This window comes from Streptomyces sp. NPDC086549 (assembly GCF_044746205.1).
GTDB lineage: Bacteria > Actinomycetota > Actinomycetes > Streptomycetales > Streptomycetaceae > Streptomyces.
This window is the reverse complement of the sequence record NZ_JBIVBS010000028.1, coordinates 12,260-28,580: the sequence shown is the minus strand read 5'-3', so window position 1 is coordinate 28,580 and position 16,321 is coordinate 12,260. Positions and strand designations below refer to the sequence as shown.

Sequence of the window (16,321 nt, the reverse complement as noted above, 5' to 3'; positions counted from 1 at the left end):
GAAAGCGGCTCTTCGCAGTTGGCCGTGGTGGCCTGCTGATTCAGCCGTGGTGGGCTGCTGATTCAAGCGTGTGCGCCGTGGGTGCTCGGGTCGCTGGGGTGGAGTGGTGGCGCGGCTACCGTGGGTGCACGGCGTAGGTCAGGTGGGTCACCCGCGACGACGGCTCCGAACGGACTGGCTCCAGCGCGACCTTGGACGCGTCCACGCCGTCGAACAGGCGGGTGCCGGCGCCGAAAAGCACCGGTGACAGCGTGATCGAGAACTCGTCGACCAGGCCGGCGTTCAGGTGCTCCACGATCGTCGCGCCGCCGCCGGCGATGCGGACGTCGCGGTCGCCGGCCGCCTCGCGGGCCTGGTCGAGGGCGTGCTCGATGCCGTCGTTGACGAAGTGGAACGTGGTGCCGCCGGGCCGCTCCCACGGGTCACGCTTGGTGTGCGTCACGATGAAGACCGGCGTGTGGAAGGGCGCCTCCTCCGGCCATGCCTGCTCGCCGAGGTCGAACATGCGCTTGCCCATGACGCTCGCGCCGGTGCGCTCGAACGTCTCCCGCGCGACGTCGTTGTCGCGGCCCTCCTCGCCGCCCTCGCCGAGCTTCAGGTTCTCCCGGAAGAACCGCAGCGGGAAGACCCACTGCTGCAGCTCCGTCCACTGCGCCATCCAGCGCTGAACGTCCGGGTCGTTCTGCTTATCGGGCGCGAAGAAGTCGTCAACGGGCACGGACTCGGGCGCGATGAAGCCGTCCAGCGACATCGTCACGCTGAAGAACACCTTCCCGGCCATCAGCCCTCGGCCTCCTTCCGCGCGAGGTCGGTGACGTAAGCCGCCAGGTTGCTCAGGGTCTGCCGGCCGCCCTCGATCGCGTGGTACTTCTCGACCGCCTCGTCGCGCAGTTCCTTGGTGGGGAACACCGTGCGCATCTCGATCCGGGTCGCCGCGCCGTCCGGCTCGAAGGTCAGGACCGATTCGAAGGCGTTCGGGTCGTCGCGGGACTCACCGTGCAGCAACTCGATCCGCTCCGGCGGGGCGATCCGCAGCCAGCGGATCCACTCGGAGTAGTCGGTCCCGTCCGGCCCGTGCAGTATGAAGTCCCACTCCCCGCCCTCGCGGAACTCGAAGGACCGCGTGGTGGTGGTGAACCCCTCCGGACCCCACCACCGCGAGAGGTGCCGGACCTCGGTGAACGCCTCGAACACCAGCTCCCGCGGGGCGTCGATGACCCGGGAGATCACGATCTCCCGGTCGGCCGTCGTCGGCACCGCCCGCGTTTCTTGCCTTGCCCCTGCCATCGGTCATTCCTCCTGCCGTGTCTGCTTGAGCTCCTGCACGTAGGTGTCCAGCCGGTCGAAACTCTCGTTCCAGAACCGCTCGAATCCGCCGACCCACTCGTGGATTGGCCGCAGCCCGCGGGCGTCCAGGCCGTAGAGGCGCTGCTTGCCCGCCCCGCGGACCCGCACCAGCCCCACCTCCCGGAGTACCCGCAGGTGCTTGGACGCCCGCGGCTGGCTCATCCCCAGCTCCTGGGCCAGGTCGGTCACCGGCCGCTCACCCGCGCGCAGCAGCGCCAGGATGTCCCGGCGCTGCGGCTCGGCGATCGCGTTGAACGCGTCCGATGTCGTCGCTGCTCGTGCCATGGCAGCCATCATATTCCTATATGGGAATACGTAAAGCCGGTTGGGAATCGGGCGAGTCTTGTCGGATGTCGAAAGCGCGCGGCCGCCACGAGGCGGCCGGCAGAGCACGAAGGGGCAGTTCGGGTGTCTCGGCAGGGACCGCAGGGCCTGGTCGAGCGGATGGAACACCACCAGGTCGCGATCTACCTGGCGGCGTGGCCGTCGGCGGATTGCTCGGCTGGACGGCGCCCGGCTTCGGGCCGTGGCTGGAACACGCGATCAACCCGGTCCTCGGCGCGCTGCTGTTCGTCACCCTCCTCCAGGTCCCGGCAGCCGAGCTGCTGCGGTCGCTGCGCGACGGCCGGTTCCTGTCCGCCGCGGTGGTGGTGAACTTTGTGGTGGTGCCGCCGGTGGTCGCCGCGATGTTCGCGTTCCTGCCCGCCGACCAGGCGGTGCGCCTCGGCGTCCTGCCCGTGCTGTTGTGCCCGTGCGTGGACTACGTGATCGTCTTCTCCGGCCTGGCCGGCGGCTCCAGCCACCGTCTCCTGGCCGCCACCCCGGTGCTGCTGGTGGCGCAGATGCTGCTGCTTCCGGGGTTCCTCCACCTGTTCATGGGCTCGGAGCTGGCTGACATCGTCGAGGTCGCCCCGTTCGTCGAGGCGTTCGTCGTCCTGATCGTCATCCCGCTCGCCCTCGCCTGGGCCCTGCAGGCGTAGGCCGCGCGCCGACCGGCCGGGCTGGCGGGTCGGACCGGTCCGGTCCGGTCCGGTGCGGTGAGCGGGCGGGGGAGCGGGCGAGGCCGCTGCACGTTGGGCCGGAGAGGGGGTGCGTCTGGCGAGGACGGCGGGGAGGGTGTCGTCGACGCAGGCGACGTGGTGGGCAGCCCGGCAGCCGCGCGCTTTCCCTCGACCGCCTCGGTCAAGGCCAGTTCCAGTGCCTCGCACCGGTTGGGGATCTCCCAACCGATCTGGAGCAGAGTCTTGGTGCCGAACTTCTCTCGGAGGTCGATGGAGATCTGGTGGTCCGCCCCGGAGCCGGAGCCGACCTGGAAGGTCATCGTTCCGGCGTTGCCGTCGAGGAGGTTCTTGCCGTTTAGCCGCGTGCTGTTCACGATCCGGGTGAGCTTGGCCGACATCTGCTGGAACTCTTTGTCCAGGGCTTCGCGGTCTTCGGCGCTGTTGCTGTTGTTGCGGCTCTGGACGGTCAGTTCACGCATCCGCTGCAGGATGTTGAGTCTGTTTCTGCAGCGTGCCTTCGGCGGTCTGGGCGATGCTGATGCTGTCGTTCGCGTTCTCGATCGCCATCGTCTGTGCGGATTTGGGCCGTCATCCGAGTGGTGATCAGGCGGTCGGAGGCGTCGCCCTTGGCCGAGTTGATCTTCAGGTCGCTCGACACCTGGCCATGCTGGTCGTTAGTGCGTCGCTGGCCCTGTTGAGAGTCTTCGTCACACCCGGGCTGGTGGTCTTGGCGTTGACCTCGAGGGCCATTGATTGTCCCGGCCTCGCCTCGTCTCGTCCTGTCTTTGGGGTGTTCCTGGCTCCGCGTCGGCCTCACCTTCCGGCGGGTGTCATTTCTTCGCGGCGGCGGAAGAGCCTTCGGCGCCGCATGTACAGGGCGGCGGCGAGGCTGAGCAGCGGGATGACGACGGCAGCGGCGATGTAGAAGCCGGGGGTGGCCCAGGCCGGGCCCGGCCACACGGACACAGCGACGTCCGCCGCGTCGTCAGCCGGCTCGGTGTCGCCGCTGGGGCGTTTCGGGTCGCTGTCCGAGACCGTGACCTGGCCGCTGCCGTCGGCGCTGTCCTTGTCGATGCGCAGAGTGAACGGGAACGTCGTCGTGGCCCCCACCGCTCCGACGCGCGCCGTGCACACGTACCGTCTGGCACTCGGCTGCCTCGCGGAGGCTTCCGCAAGTGGCGTGCCGTCGGCGGTGACGGCCCGGCAGTCCTGGTCGATCACCTCCTCGTCGCGTTCGAAGCTGTACGGCGACGCCGTGACAGTGGTGCCCTCGGGCACCGTGAAGACGACCTTCACCGCTGCCGTCAGCGAACCGGGACCGTTGTTCCGCACGCCGATCCGCACGGTGGCGAGACTGCCGATGGGACCGCGCGCCGTGCCGGCGACCGCGGCCAGCTCGCTCTGGTTGTGGACGGTCACGTGGAGCACCTGTGGATCGTCGCCGACTGTGCTCGTCACACCGGCGTCGGCCTTGGAGGCCGGAACGAAATGCAGTCGAGGCCCGTTGCCGGGCCGGTACCTCGATGCGATCTCGGCCGGGGGCACGTAGTCGGTGCCGATGGCATCAGCACTGAAGTTGACGGTCGGATAGGTGGCATCCCGTGCGGCCCGCAAGTGCTCGCGGGCACCCAGGCCGTACGACCGGCCGGGCGGAATGACGACGTCGTCCGCGAGGAGCCGACACCACGCCGAAGTGCCGCCTCGATAGCGGCAGTTGCGGTGCCGGTCGGTCAGGGTGATGCCGTCGCGTGCTTCCATGCGCAGGGCCACTCCGCGGGCGGGCACGTCGCCGACGTTGCGTACGGTCAGTCGGACCGCCAGGCTGCCGCCCGGTTTCACCGGGCCCGGATCGGGGTGAAGCGTGACCTGGAGCCTCGGTCTGCCGACCACGATGAGGGAGTGACCGCTGACGGGCGGCAGGCCGGGCGCGGTCACGCGGTAGCGCAGCACCGCGGAGTCGCCCGCCTTCGCGCCTTGCGCGGGACTCAGGTGGAAGGCCTGGATGCCCCCTCCACCTGTCGGACCCGACTGCGTGTCGCAGTGGTAGACGGGCAAGTGGACGACACATGCATCGAGCGCCCGCTTGACGGTGACGATGCCCTTCAGATCACCGGCATCGAAGGTCACCCTCAGTCTGACCGTCGCTCCGCCGGCTCTCTCTTCGACCCGCAGATCAGATACGGCCTGTTGTGGATCGCGGGAAACGTAGAAGACCGAGGGAACGACCAGCTTCACGTCGGCTGCCCCGCTCGAGGAACATCCGGAGAGGACGGACGTCATGGCGGCCAGCGTGAGCAGAAGGCCGACGGCAGCCTTGCACGCACGGATGACCGGGCTCGTTTCCCGACTCGAGCTCCTGCGGGGGCGTGGGTCCCGCAGCAGAGTGTTCATGTGGCCACCCTGCCAAAACGAGATCACGACCACGCCTCGCTACGGTCACGGTGTCTTGATCGTCACCAGTCGCATGAACTTTGCACTTGGTCGGTGCTCTGGATTCTGCGCGCGCCGTAGAACGCGCGTCTTCGGAGCTACCCCGCATGCTCGGGGGAGCTTTTGAGCTAGCCGCGCCCGAGAGACCCGAACTGGACGAACAGCCCCGGCTCGCGGGGCCGTTCGAACGCCGCGTCGGCGGTGAGCAGGCGGGAGGTGGCCTTCTGGGGCGGGCGGGCGTCGCGGGTGCCTGGCAGGGCTGTGGCACAGCGGGTGACCGCGTCGAGGATGCACAACGTGACCGGCGTCGGAGCGTGGGCGCTGATGCGGGCGGCGCAGATCCGGGCGGTGCTGATGGGCGACGGCGCGGCCAGAGCCGGCCGGGGCTGGCCGCGCAGCTCGCGGGTGCGCAGGGTCAGCCGGTAGCCGCCGGGCAGGTCGGCGCGGGTGCAGTCACGGCCCCGAAGGTGGTGTTCGACGGTGGTGTCGGACATGGGCGAAGGTCGGCGGGGCGGGTTCGATCGCGTACATGGCGCAGGCCGGCAATGGGGGTAGTTGACGCGGGAGGCGAGGTGATACCGGGCCAGCGCCTACGCCGAGGCCGTCCGCACCGTCTGTCCCGACGCCACGCAGGTCGCAGACAGCTCTCATTTGCGGGAGAACCTGTGCGAGGCAGTCGAGAAGCGTGTTGGCGAACGTCGCTGCGGTCGGGCAACACGTCCACGCGCCCGCCGGTCTCCACGTCCATCAGGATTGTCCCGTAGACGTGGCCCTTCTTGAACGCGGGGGTGCGGTCACGGCCGTTCACTTGCGTTCATGGGCGGACGAGTGCCGGGGTGGTCGCTGCCCGTTGGACCGGCCTGTACGGCGGTGAACGCAGCTGGATGAGACGGCCTGGCACAGAGCCAGACCGTCTCTACCTGGTGCAACCTTCTGATCCGTAGCTCTGGAGAGATCGGTCATTGGAGGTCGTACAGGCTGCGGGGCGGTTCGTGGCGGCCGGTGTTGGGTGCCGGCGGTTGCTGGGGTTGCGGTACTCCGTTGCCGTACCGCATCACAGATCCACTCGGGTCTCCGTCTCCCGGGTCCCCTGTCGCAGCACGACGCTCTCCCGCCGCAGCAACCTGACCTGCGGGGAGCTGGCAGGCACGCTGGTGGCGACTCTCGCGGAGCGTCCCCTGTTCTGCGACCTGCTCACCCATGTCACCCTGAGCCTCGAACGCGAGGTCACCTACGAACGCGTCCGCACCTTCAAACACGCCGCCGGCAACGCCGTGGCGGTCCTCACCGGAGCCATCAGCACGGCAAGCGCTCTCGACCGCGGCCAGGCCCAGGAACTCGTCATCGCCATCATCGCCCTGACTGCGCCGCTGTGGCAGGCCGGCCATCCTGGGGAATCCCTCGCCCGGCTGTACCGGGAAGAACCCGACGTCGCGCACATCGGCATCGACTTCGAACCTACCCTCACCCGCCTCCTCGCCGCCCTCTGCGACGGCCTCGCCCACAACAAGAGCAGCATGGAAGCCCCAGGCTGACCTGAAGCCGGAGCGATCGGAGGCGAGGCCGTCAGCACGCCTGCGGCCAGGAGGCCGAGCGCCACGGCCACGTTCCCGTCGACAGGGGACCTTGGCGCCGGGGCTGTCCGCGTACTCTCTGTTCTGGTCGGGTTGGTACGTTTGAACGTCCCCAGTGGTTAGGCCACTTCGTTCTCTCGCTCGATGACCCCGGTCTCCTGTATCTCGGCGGCAGCCCGTTGCACCGGCCCGCCCCCCATGACCCGGCGACCAGCAGGGCCAGGGGTGCGTCTGTGGGCAGGGCGAACCGCTCGCGAGCGGCGGTCCGTTGCCTGGCCGTGGCGGTGGCGGTGGCGGTGGCGGTGGCGAAGCGTGCATCGGTGATCGGACCGACGACGGTGGCGGCGGCCGCGCCCTGTACGTGGGCCCGGGCCGCCGGCGCCGGGCGCACGGCCAGGTGGGCGTCGATGCCGGGCGCAACCCAGAGAGTGTGGACGGAGAAGCGGTGAGGTAGGCCAAGGCCGGCACTGCCAGCTTGCCGCGCCGGCGCAGCGCGCCGAGGACCTGGCTGGCGCCGGGGTAGGTCGAGACGACCGCGCGGGTGTCCGGCGCGAGCGCCCGCAGTGTGCGCTGCTCGGCCGCGCGGAACAGTGCCCGCCACACCGCGCCGGGGTGTGCGGCCCGGTCGGTGGCCGCGTACAGGCGTTGGTAGCCGTCCGGCATCCAGGTCAGCATGCGGTGGTAGGTACCGCACAGCAGCTGGCCCGTACCGGTGGGCAGCAGGTCGAGGAAGTCGACTGTGCGGCGATGGCCCGTCCTCCTCGAATCTACAAGATGTAGTAGATTTGCCGGGCGATCACTCTGGCGTCGTCGCCGTGTCATTCAAGCGTCACCTCACAGGCGCGACCCGACCGGTGACACAGCCCGAACCCAATTGCCGCCCGCTCATCCCGTGGGCACTCAACCCGCTCATAAAGACGGAAGGACGTCTCCCTATGGCCGCGGCCGCCACCGCGCAACTGGCCCTCGACGGATCCGGCATCGACGGCTCGTTGTTCACCTCGGTCACCGACTTCGCCCGTGACACCAAGTGGCTCAACACCCCCATGGAGGTGTGGACCAACCTTGGTCTCGGGGTCTTCGCGATCCTCATGATCGCGGGCTGGTGGACCGCACGGCGCCGTGGCCCGCAGGCGATGACCCTCGCGCTGGCCGCGCCGGTCGCCGTCCTGACGGCCTTCGCCGCTGTCGAGGTCGTCAAGAAGCTCGTCGCGGAGGTGCGGCCCTGCCGGTCGATGCCCCACGCCTACCTCGTCGACACCTGCCCGGCACCTTCGGACTACGCCTTCCCCAGCGGGCACGCCGCCGTCGCCGCCGCGACCGTGGCAGCGCTCTTCCTGCTCGACCGCCGGCTGAGCGCCGTCGCCGCCGTGTTCGCCGTGCTGGAGGGCTTCAGCCGGGTCTACGTCGGCGCCCACTACCCCCACGACGTCCTCGGCTCCGCTGCCCTCGCCCTCCCCGTCGCCTTCCTCGTCAGCTCGGCACTGCGCCGCTGGGCCACCCCGCTGGTCGGCTCCCTGAGTCATGGGCCGCTGCGCCCGTTGCTGACGACCGAGCTCATCGCCACCACAACGTCGGCCCGGCAAGCGGCTTCGACCGGGGATCCACTATGACTGCCCGTCCGACAGCGCAGCCTCACAACATCTTGCGGCGTGCCCGAACGGCCAGGACCAGGAGTTCCGGCACCAGGGGCAGCCAGCCGGTCAGGAGCCGGTAGCCGAGTACCACTGCGACGGCCGTACCCTCGGTGCCCCGGCGGGGACCAGAGCGAAGGTCAGTGCGGCGTCCAGCGCCTAAGCCCTCGGGTGTGGGCAGCAGCACGACGACGCTGTTCGCCGCCAGGTAGGCCAGTGCGACTGCCGGGGACAGCGGCAGCTCCAGAGCGTGGTCAACGGCGATGGAGGGTGAGTACGTATGACGCGGCGAACGCCATGCAACCGCCCCAGAGCGCAGATGCCCGTGCGGGGTGGGTGTGGCCAGTCCGGACTTTCGCAGCAGCGCGCGGAGCAGCGGTCCCAGCCGCCGAACGAGCCGAATGAACGGGGCGAACAGGGCGAACAGGACACAGGGGAACAGCACCAGCAGCGAAGCTGCCGATGGAACGTGCGGAACGTGCGGAACGCGGAGGACGCGGGGGCAGGCCATCGCCAATCTGACGACCGGTGCGACCCGTGCGGCGGCGCTCGCGGTTGTTTTGACGGTGAGCGCGATGGCCATCGCCGTCGGGGTGAGGCCACAGCGGGTCAGGAACGCCAGTCGACCGTACTCACACCGAGCCTGGCCGGCAGGACGTGGTTCGCCGCGGAAGCCGAGAACTGCGCCGCCAGCAGGCGGGCCTTGGCAAGCGGTGCCGCGACCACGCCCTGTTGGGTCACCGCCGTACACACGTGCCGTTGGCGGACGGGGGAGCACCGCCGCTGAACAGCACCAGCAGCGAGACGGCCGTGTGCCAGTGGATGCGTCGGCCCGCCGGTCCGGGCGCCAGGGACGTTGCCCTCTTGCGCGCTGCCCCTTACGGGGACCTGGGGCAAGGTACGCGTACACCTGGGCGTCCAGACGAACCCGCCGCCAGCCCCGGGCGTAGCGCGGCGGCTTGCCGCCGTCGGCGGTGATGACGGCGACCGGTATTTATCCGTCGGGCGGTGCGTACGAGGGCGGCGGCCGTGGTGTTCTCGTTGTGGCCGCCGGTGTCGGCGGACACGCGTACTCGGTGTAGAAGTCGATCGGGATCGCGGGCGCCGCCGAGTAGTTGCGCGTTCACCGTGATCCTGCCGGTCCGCCCGGGCGACCGCGCGACGGGGTGAGCACCGACGCCGGGCAGGTCAGAAGTGCCGCTCTCCGTGCTCCGGACGATCGGGGTCGGCACAGCAGCCGTCCGGTCCGTGCCCAGGGTCATCGCCGTGGTTCGTTGGCGCGGTGGTGGTGTCGGCATGTGCCGTGCACAGCGCCCACTGCGCGCTGTCCAGCATCCGGTCGCTGTCCGAGGCGGCGTTGGCCAGGCTCGCGCAGCAGACCGCCAGCAGCAGACCGCCCGCCAGCAAGGGCAGGCTCCGGCGGGCGGGCGGCGGGGCCAGCAGGGCCCGTACCCGCTGGGGCACCACCCCGCCGGTCGCGGCCAGCGCGGCGGGACGGGACGCACCGGCGGATGCCAGGGCGGCGCGGCCCACGGCGTGGGCGACGACCGTACGGTCACCGACCCGCTCGGCGGCCTCCTCGTCGGCCCAGCGCTCCAGGACGAAGTTGCCCGCGGCGGCCACCGGCCGCAGCAATGGGTTCAGGGCGGCCGTGAGCCGCCACACGCTCTGGAAGACGTGGTGACGCCCGCGCAGATGCGCCCGCTCGTGGGCGAGCAGCGCCTCGCGCTCGGCGTCACCGAGGCGGCGCAGCATCCCCCGGGAGACCACGATCCGGCCCGGTGCCCCAGGCAGTGCGAAGGCCAGCGGGACGTCGTCATCGAGCACGGCCAGCTCCGTGTGCCCGGGCAGCTTGGCGCACTCCCGCCGGGCCCGGAGCAGGTGGTGGCCCTGCCGGACGGTGGCCACGCCGAGGGAGACGACGCACACCGCGAGCACCAGGGCGCTGGCGGCCGCGACCACGGCATAGACGGGGTCCTGGGAGCGCAGCGCGGACACGGACCAGCGGCCCTCCTCGGCGATCTGCGGGATCTGCGCCACTCCGGTGAAAGCCAGCAGGGCGAGCGATCCCGCCCATCCGGCCGCCGTCACCAGCGCGGCACAGGCCAGCGCCAGGGCCGCTGGGCGCGGAGGCAGCCGGTGCGCCACGGGGGGCGCGAGCACGGCGAGTGCCGCCGTGACGAGGAACGGGATGTAGACGCTGATCAGCACCGGCTCACCGCTCCCCAGGTGAGCGCCGGCTCTCGGGGAGTGTGTCGTCGTGCCCAGACAGCAGCTGGTGCAGCAGCTGCTCGTCCTGTTCGGACAGTTCCGAGACGAAGCGGGCCAGTACCGCCTGACGGTCGGAGCCGCCCTTCAACAGGGAGTGCATGCGCTGGGCGGTGTGCGACGCCTCGTCGCGGGCCGGTTCGTAGCCATAGCCACGGCCCTCGCGGTGCCGTACCAGCATGCCCTTGTCATGTAGCCGGGACAGGATGGTCAGTACGGTCGTGTAGGCGAGGTCGCCCGCCAGTCGTCCCCGGACCTCCCGCGCGGTCAGCGGACCGTCGGCCGCCCAGAGCGCGGCGAGTACATCGCTCTCCAGTTCGCCGCGCGCCCGCCTGCCGGATGCCTCGTGGGCTTCCTCGTCTCCTTGGCCCGCCACCTCACCATCCGCCTTCCCTCGCCGTCGTTGCGGACAGACTACCCACCCACCTCCTACTTGTCGTAGGACATGTCCTTGTGCGAGACCGCCAGGTAGCCGACGAAACAGGCGATGGCGACCGTCCAAGCGAGGGTGACCGGACCGAGGCCGAACCCGAGGCCGCCACGGGCGTGTCCGAGTGCCATCCAGTCGGCGAGGGATGCGCCGAGGGGGCGGGTGATGACGTACGCCGTCCAGAAGGCGGGCACGGCGGCCAAGGCGCCGAAACGGTGGGCGAGTGCGGGAACGCAGATCGCCACGGCGAAGAGGACGACCGAGCCGAGGTAGCCGAATCCGGCGGTCGCGGTGAGGTCGCCGGCGGCGGTGCCGAGGGCGAAGGTGGCCAGGACAGCAGCCCAGTAGAAGAGCTCGCGGCTGCGGGTGGTGATGCTGTGGATGGACAGGGTGCGCTCGACGGCGTACCAGAGGGCGAAAACCGTGGCCAGCGTGACGAGGAAGAGCGGGGTGGACACGATGTATGGCACGCCGAGACCGACGTGCAGCACGTCGGCGGCCATCGTGCCGAAGACGCTGACCATGACGACGGCCGTCCAGTAGACCCAGGCGATGTACCCGCGCACGGCGAACTGCACGGCCAGGGAGAGTGTCAGGGCGAGACCTCCGAGGCCGACCGCCGGTACCGGGCCGAGGAGTTTGGCCAGCAGGTCCGACGCGGTCTCGCCCATTCCGGTGGTGAGAATCTTGATGATCCAGAAGTAGATGGTCACTTCCGGCACCTTGTTCACCATGGTGCGCAGGGGGGTGAGGGGGCGGTCGTCGAGGAGACGGTCTGTGGTCATGGTCTGCACGATGACATGGCCTTCTCCCGCCACCCCAGGCCCCTTTACCGTCGCTTGGGGACTTCTGGTGCATGAATTTCATGACCGTGCGTTCAACCTGACCGCAGCCTGAATGCCTCGCCAAAGTGCCTGGTCAGCGTGGTTGCGAGGATGATATGGCCGGTGCGCGGCTGATCGTCGCCAGCAGGGTCATCTCGCGGTGTGTCTGCTGGGGGTCGACACCGGTGACGCCAGGAGCCGGGGGGCGTCGCCTGGTCCTTCACGCTCCGCCATCGTGTCCTTGTGCCGGTTGCGGCAGCGTGGGCGTCGGCTATGACGCCCGCCTCCCTCGTCTCGCCCGACTGCCCGCCGACATGTGAGATCCCGGACGATTCCCAAACGGCAACTACATCATGTAGAGGTAGGGCGTACCGTGAGAGTGCCACAGGAGCCGGGCAGCCTTCCGGTCTACAAGGCTCCGGTCATGTAGTTGTTTGTCTGAACTCATCCATCCGAAAGGACCCTGCCCTATGACGGCACCCATCCCGGCGGCGTCCCAGCTGGCTGTGAACGTGCTCGACGCCCACTCACTGCTGGCGGCCTTCGGGGTGCTGGGCGTCGCGGTGGTGATGTTCGCCGAGACAGGACTGCTGGTCGGATTCTTCCTGCCGGGCGACTCCCTGCTGTTCACCGCCGGCCTGCTTTGCACGGGGTCGGCGCAGGGGAGCCTGCACCTGTCAATCGGCCCCTTGCTCGTGGCGGCGGCGGTAGGCGCGCTGGCCGGGGCTCAGTGCGGATATCTGCTTGGGCGGAAGGCCGGCGGAGCACTGCTGGCTCGCAGTCACTCCCCGCGACTGCACGAAGGAGCGAAACGCGCCGAGGAACTCCTGGAGCGCTACGGGTATGCCAAGGCCATCGTGCTGGCCCGCTTCGTGCCCGTGGTGCGCACGGTCCTCAACCCGGTGGCGGGGGCGCTGGAGGTGCCGGTACGGACGTTCACCCTGTGGCAGGTCGTCGGTGGGCTCGTGTGGAGCGTCGGCCTCAGCCTCGCGGGGTACGCGCTCGGTTCGTCGATCCCGAACGTCGATCGGTATCTGCTTCCGATGGTGGCGCTGATCGTCGTCGTGTCACTGGTCCCCCTCGTCGCCGAGGTGTACCGCGGGCGCCGGGCCGCCAGGTCCGAGGAGAGCCGCGGGTGATCAACGCCTGGGTCAGTGGCTGGGGCGCCGGCGGGTGCACTGCGCTGCTCGTCGCCGATGCTGAGCCTGAAGGGCAGGACGATGCGGGCGAGCGCGAAACACTCGCCGCGGGCGAGGGTCGTCCAGCCGCACCGGAAGTGGAAGCCGTTACGGATCTCGCGGACCACCAGTGCGCTGACCAGGGAGAATGGAGAACTCTCGCTGGAGTACCTAGGGTCAGCGTGTGGCTTTTATTGTGGTGTGTGAGGATGACGCAGCGGTCCGTGACGTCCTCAAGCGTGCACTTGAGCACGACGGCCATACGATCGCAGTCGCTTCCACGGCGGACAGCCTGCTGCGGCAACTTGAGCCAGCCCCTCACCTGGTCGTCCTGGATCTAGGGCTCCCGGACGCTGATGGCCGTGATGTCTGCTTGGCGCTGCGGGCACGTGGTGTTGATGCCCCGGTGCTGATGCTCACCGCTCTGGACGGCATGCATCACAAGGTGGGCGGCTTCGAGGCGGGAGCCGACGACTACATGACGAAACCGTTCGACATCCCGGAGTTGCTGGTGAGGGTCCGTGCCCTGCTACGCAGAACAACCGCGACGACCCCACCAAGGGGCGTCGTTCTCGATCCGGCGAAACATGTCGTGATCCACGGTTCGACAAGCGAGAGCCTGACGCCGACCGAGTTTCGGTTGTTGGGCAGGCTTATCGCTTCGCAGGGCGACGCCGTACGCCGCCACGCCCTCGTTGCTGCCGGTTGGCCGCATGGCGCGCAGGTCAGCGACAACACCCTTGACTCCTACGTTCGCCGACTACGGACCAAACTCGGTGCGCTGGGCGTGGCCGATCGCCTGGCGACGGTCCGCGGGGTGGGCTATCGATGGGAGTGACGGGCTTCCGCGGGAGGGTTGTCGCGCTCGCGGTTCTGATCGCGACAGCTGTGGTCGCAGTGCTGGTGGTGGTCTCACACGTGTTGCTGAGCCAGGTGACCGACGCCGACGCGAATGCTCTGGCGCATTCGCGTGCAGAGTCGGTGGCGGCGAACGTGACCGTACGCGGTGGCCACGTCGTGCTGATCGAGAGCGGCAACGAAGCGCTGGACACGGTCTCGTGGGTGTATGCCGATGGGCACCTCGTCGACGGGATCGTGCCGGGCAGCGTCCATGACCGCGTCGAGGCGCTTGTCGGCTCCGGGCGGTCCCAAACCACCACGGTCGGCAGTCACCTTCTGTATGCCCAGCCGATCCGGCTCGAAGGCCACCACGTCATGGCGGTCGTGAGGGTGGATCTGACGCCGTACGAGACGTCGGAGCAGCGCAGCCTGACGATGTCGCTCATGTTGGGTGGCATCGCGATCCTGCTCGCAGGCGTCGTCGCACACCTCGTGGTGGGTCGTGCGTTGCGGGTGGTCCACGAAATGGCCGCTCTCGCCGACGACTGGGGCGATCACGAACCCGGGCGCCGATTCGACCTCGGCGTTCCTCGCGATGAGTTCGGGGAGCTCGGGCGAACTCTCGATCGCCTGCTTGACCGCGTGGACAACGCGCTCGCGGACGAGCGCCGGCTGACCGATGAGATCGCCCACGAGTTGCGGACGCCCTTGACGGCCCTGCGGGGCGAGGCACAGTTGGCGCAACTCTCCGGTCACCAGGTGGCACCAGAGTCTGTTCTGACCGAGGTCGACCGCCTGAACACGGCGATCACGACGATTCTGGGTGCCGCCCGGACACGGATCGATGGCGGTACCCGTTGCGATCTCAGGGCTGCGGCGCGACAGGCGATCGCTGGTCGCTCCATCGAACTCGCCATCCCGACCAACGTCGACGTCGCCGTGGCAACCGAACTCGTCGTGGCTGTGTTGTCACCGCTGCTGGATAACGGACTGCGGCATGCGAGTTCGCGCGTCTGGGTCACGGCGCGCATTCAGCCCCAGGGGGTCGTGATCGATGTCCTCGACGATGGCCCGGGGTTCGACCCGGCGGAGGTTGATCGGGTCTTCGAAGCGGGCGTGACCAGCGGCAACGGGCACGGGTTGGGGCTGGCCGTGGTAAAGCGTCTCGCCGCGTCCGCGGGAGTGGCAGTCCGCGCGATCGCGGATGGTCACGGTCGCGTCGAGGTGACCTTCCCCACGCCAGAGGCGATCGCGTAGTCAGGTTGTGTGCAGGTTGGCCGAGCCAGCCTCGCCGCATGACAACGACGAGCGAAGCCCGCACGCACCGCAGCGGGCGGCTGATGCTGAACAAGGTTCCCGAGGTCACCATCTGGTTCTGGGTGATCAAGATCCTGTGCACGACCGTCGGTGAGAGCTTCGCCGACTGGATCAACATGAAGCTGGGCGTCGGCCTGGTGAACACGGCCTGGATCTTCACCGCGGTGTTCGTGGTGGTCCTGGCCGTCCAGCTGCGGCTCAAGCGGTACGTCCCGTTCCCGTACTGGCTGACCGTGGTCGTTGTCAGTGTCACGGGCACGCTGTACACCGACATCCTGACCGACCAGCTCAACGTGCCGCTGTGGATCAGCTCCGCAGTGTTCTCGGTCCTGCTCGCCGTGGTCTTCGGCGTGTGGTGGCTGCGCGAGCGCACCCTCTCGATCCACTCGGTCACGACGCTGTCGCGAGAGTCGTTCTACTGGCTCACCGTTCTCGTCACCTTCGCGCTCGGCACCGGAACCGGCGACTGGACCCTGGAGCTCACCGGCTGGAGCCCGGGAGCCTCGGTCCTGTTGCCGTTCGGCCTCATCGCGGCGATCACGGCTCTGTGGAGGTTCGGCGCGAACCCGGTGCTGTCCTTCTGGCTCGCCTACATCCTGACCCGCCCGCTGGGCGCCAACATCGGCGACTGGCTCGCCTCCCCCAAGGTCGCTCAGCCGGGCGAGCCGACCGGCCTCGCGCTGGGCACCTTCACCACCAGCCTGATCTTCCTCGGCCTGATCCTGGCGACCGTCATCTACCTGACGGTGACGCGCTCCGACGTGACCGAGACCTACGACGCCACGCACACCCCGCAGATCACCGCCAACCCGCACAGGGAGCGCATCGCGCTGGCGTGCTTCGCCCTCCTCGCCGTCGCCACCGGGGGTCTGCTGGTCTGGGCGCACAGCCAGCCGCACGTCGGCCCGGCGCCGGAGGACGACGCCACCTCCACCGTTCAGCTCGCCCCTGGCCAGGCCGTGAAGAAGTTCCCGACCACGAAGGTCGACGCACTGAAGGCACTCGCAACGACCTCGCTCAAGGACGCACGGTCGGGGAACGCGACCGGGGCCCACGCAGCCGCCCAGTCGCTGCGCGACCTCTGGGATGCCGACCAAGCCTCGTTGCAGCCGCTGGACAACACCGGCTGGACGTTCCTCGACGCCCAGATGGACCAGGTCCTGAAGACCTTCGGCATCGACCACTCGAACCCGCCGATGTCGCCGGCACAGCAGGAGACTGAACTCAACACCCTCCTCACAGATATGGGCTGACGGACCTGATCGGCGGCGACTCCGCTGGAGTCGCCGCCGATCACGCTTTCTCGGGGCACGGGATCCGTGACGCCATGGTCGCCGACGCACCCACCTTCGCCCAGGTACTGCCCGAGCTGCTGCGCGTCCCCGACGTTCTGCCCGCTGTTCGCCGTCTGCTCCACCAGCACCGCCTCCTGCGGCACGCCGAGTCTTGGCGCGTACCCGTGGTAGTGCACCGCCCCG

The 16,321-nt window shown here is 69.2% G+C and carries 16 protein-coding genes and 2 pseudogenes; 7 read left to right on the top strand and 11 right to left on the bottom strand.

The window, feature by feature from the left end; translation table 11 throughout:
• Positions 1-115: 115 nt before the first annotated feature.
• From ACIPSA_RS46905 to ACIPSA_RS46895, 3 genes are read right to left on the bottom strand one after another with little or no spacing between them, the layout of a single operon-like run.
• Entirely contained in the window at positions 116-781 is a 666-nt protein-coding gene (locus ACIPSA_RS46905; protein WP_402647271.1) for a dihydrofolate reductase family protein, read from the bottom strand.
• Entirely contained in the window at positions 781-1,287 is a 507-nt protein-coding gene (locus ACIPSA_RS46900) for an SRPBCC family protein (protein WP_402647269.1), read from the bottom strand. The genes ACIPSA_RS46905 and ACIPSA_RS46900 overlap by 1 nt, the downstream gene beginning before the upstream one ends.
• 3 nt (positions 1,288-1,290) lie before the next feature.
• Positions 1,291-1,632: an ArsR/SmtB family transcription factor gene (locus tag ACIPSA_RS46895; RefSeq protein ID WP_402647266.1), complete on the bottom strand. Its 342-nt coding sequence runs from the start codon at positions 1,630-1,632 to the stop codon at positions 1,291-1,293.
• 159 nt (positions 1,633-1,791) lie between these two features.
• Here ACIPSA_RS46895 and ACIPSA_RS46890 point away from each other — a divergent pair.
• A pseudogene (locus ACIPSA_RS46890) lies at positions 1,792-2,324 on the top strand (arsenic resistance protein); the annotation flags it as partial.
• Between the two features lie 413 nt (positions 2,325-2,737).
• Here ACIPSA_RS46890 and ACIPSA_RS46885 read toward each other — a convergent pair.
• The 3 genes and pseudogenes from ACIPSA_RS46885 to ACIPSA_RS46875 all read right to left on the bottom strand — a co-directional run.
• A pseudogene (locus tag ACIPSA_RS46885) lies at positions 2,738-2,827 on the bottom strand (hypothetical protein); the annotation flags it as partial.
• Between the two features lie 334 nt (positions 2,828-3,161).
• On the bottom strand, positions 3,162-4,628 hold the full coding sequence (locus ACIPSA_RS46880) for a hypothetical protein (protein ID WP_402647264.1): 1,467 nt from the start codon (positions 4,626-4,628) through the stop codon (positions 3,162-3,164).
• 278 nt (positions 4,629-4,906) lie between these two features.
• Positions 4,907-5,272 carry a hypothetical protein gene (locus ACIPSA_RS46875; protein ID WP_402647262.1) on the bottom strand — a complete coding sequence of 122 codons (366 nt, stop codon included), beginning with the start codon at positions 5,270-5,272 and terminating at the stop codon, positions 4,907-4,909.
• A 498-nt stretch (positions 5,273-5,770) separates the two neighbouring features.
• On the opposite strand from ACIPSA_RS46875, the gene ACIPSA_RS46870 reads away from it, so the two are divergent.
• On the top strand, positions 5,771-6,313 hold the full coding sequence (locus ACIPSA_RS46870) for a hypothetical protein (RefSeq protein ID WP_402647413.1): 543 nt from the start codon (positions 5,771-5,773) through the stop codon (positions 6,311-6,313).
• 974 nt (positions 6,314-7,287) lie between these two features.
• The gene (locus ACIPSA_RS46865; protein WP_402647260.1) at positions 7,288-7,965 is read left to right on the top strand and encodes a phosphatase PAP2 family protein; all 678 of its coding nucleotides are present in this window, start codon (positions 7,288-7,290) and stop codon (positions 7,963-7,965) included.
• A gap of 22 nt (positions 7,966-7,987) precedes the next feature.
• Here the strand turns inward: ACIPSA_RS46865 and ACIPSA_RS46860 are convergent, their stop codons facing one another.
• The 5 genes from ACIPSA_RS46860 to ACIPSA_RS46840 all read right to left on the bottom strand — a co-directional run bounded on the left by ACIPSA_RS46860 (position 7,988) and on the right by ACIPSA_RS46840 (position 11,469).
• A complete protein-coding gene (locus ACIPSA_RS46860; protein WP_402647257.1) occupies positions 7,988-8,569 on the bottom strand; it encodes a hypothetical protein in 582 nt (193 codons plus the stop codon).
• A gap of 26 nt (positions 8,570-8,595) precedes the next feature.
• Positions 8,596-8,727 carry a hypothetical protein gene (locus ACIPSA_RS46855; RefSeq protein WP_402647254.1) on the bottom strand — a complete coding sequence of 44 codons (132 nt, stop codon included), beginning with the start codon at positions 8,725-8,727 and terminating at the stop codon, positions 8,596-8,598.
• Between the two features lie 447 nt (positions 8,728-9,174).
• Positions 9,175-10,197 (bottom strand): M56 family metallopeptidase, encoded by a 1,023-nt coding sequence (locus tag ACIPSA_RS46850; protein WP_402647252.1) that lies wholly within the window; start codon positions 10,195-10,197, stop codon positions 9,175-9,177.
• A gap of 4 nt (positions 10,198-10,201) precedes the next feature.
• Entirely contained in the window at positions 10,202-10,630 is a 429-nt protein-coding gene (locus tag ACIPSA_RS46845) for a BlaI/MecI/CopY family transcriptional regulator (protein WP_402647250.1), read from the bottom strand.
• Positions 10,631-10,683: 53 nt separating this feature from the next.
• Positions 10,684-11,469: a hypothetical protein gene (locus tag ACIPSA_RS46840; protein ID WP_402647247.1), complete on the bottom strand. Its 786-nt coding sequence runs from the start codon at positions 11,467-11,469 to the stop codon at positions 10,684-10,686.
• Between the two features lie 509 nt (positions 11,470-11,978).
• Here ACIPSA_RS46840 and ACIPSA_RS46835 point away from each other — a divergent pair.
• The 4 genes from ACIPSA_RS46835 (at position 11,979) to ACIPSA_RS46820 (ending at position 16,096) form a co-directional block, all read left to right on the top strand.
• A complete protein-coding gene (locus ACIPSA_RS46835; protein WP_402647244.1) occupies positions 11,979-12,647 on the top strand; it encodes a DedA family protein in 669 nt (222 codons plus the stop codon).
• 223 nt (positions 12,648-12,870) lie between these two features.
• Positions 12,871-13,524, top strand: a complete 654-nt coding sequence (locus ACIPSA_RS46830; protein ID WP_402647241.1) for a response regulator transcription factor — start codon at positions 12,871-12,873, stop codon at positions 13,522-13,524.
• Positions 13,515-14,783, top strand: coding sequence for a sensor histidine kinase (locus ACIPSA_RS46825; RefSeq protein WP_402647238.1), 1,269 nt, complete (start codon positions 13,515-13,517; stop codon positions 14,781-14,783). Before ACIPSA_RS46830 ends, ACIPSA_RS46825 begins: the two co-directional genes overlap by 10 nt.
• 38 nt (positions 14,784-14,821) lie before the next feature.
• A complete protein-coding gene (locus ACIPSA_RS46820; protein ID WP_402647235.1) occupies positions 14,822-16,096 on the top strand; it encodes a hypothetical protein in 1,275 nt (424 codons plus the stop codon).
• Positions 16,097-16,321 lie beyond the last annotated feature (225 nt).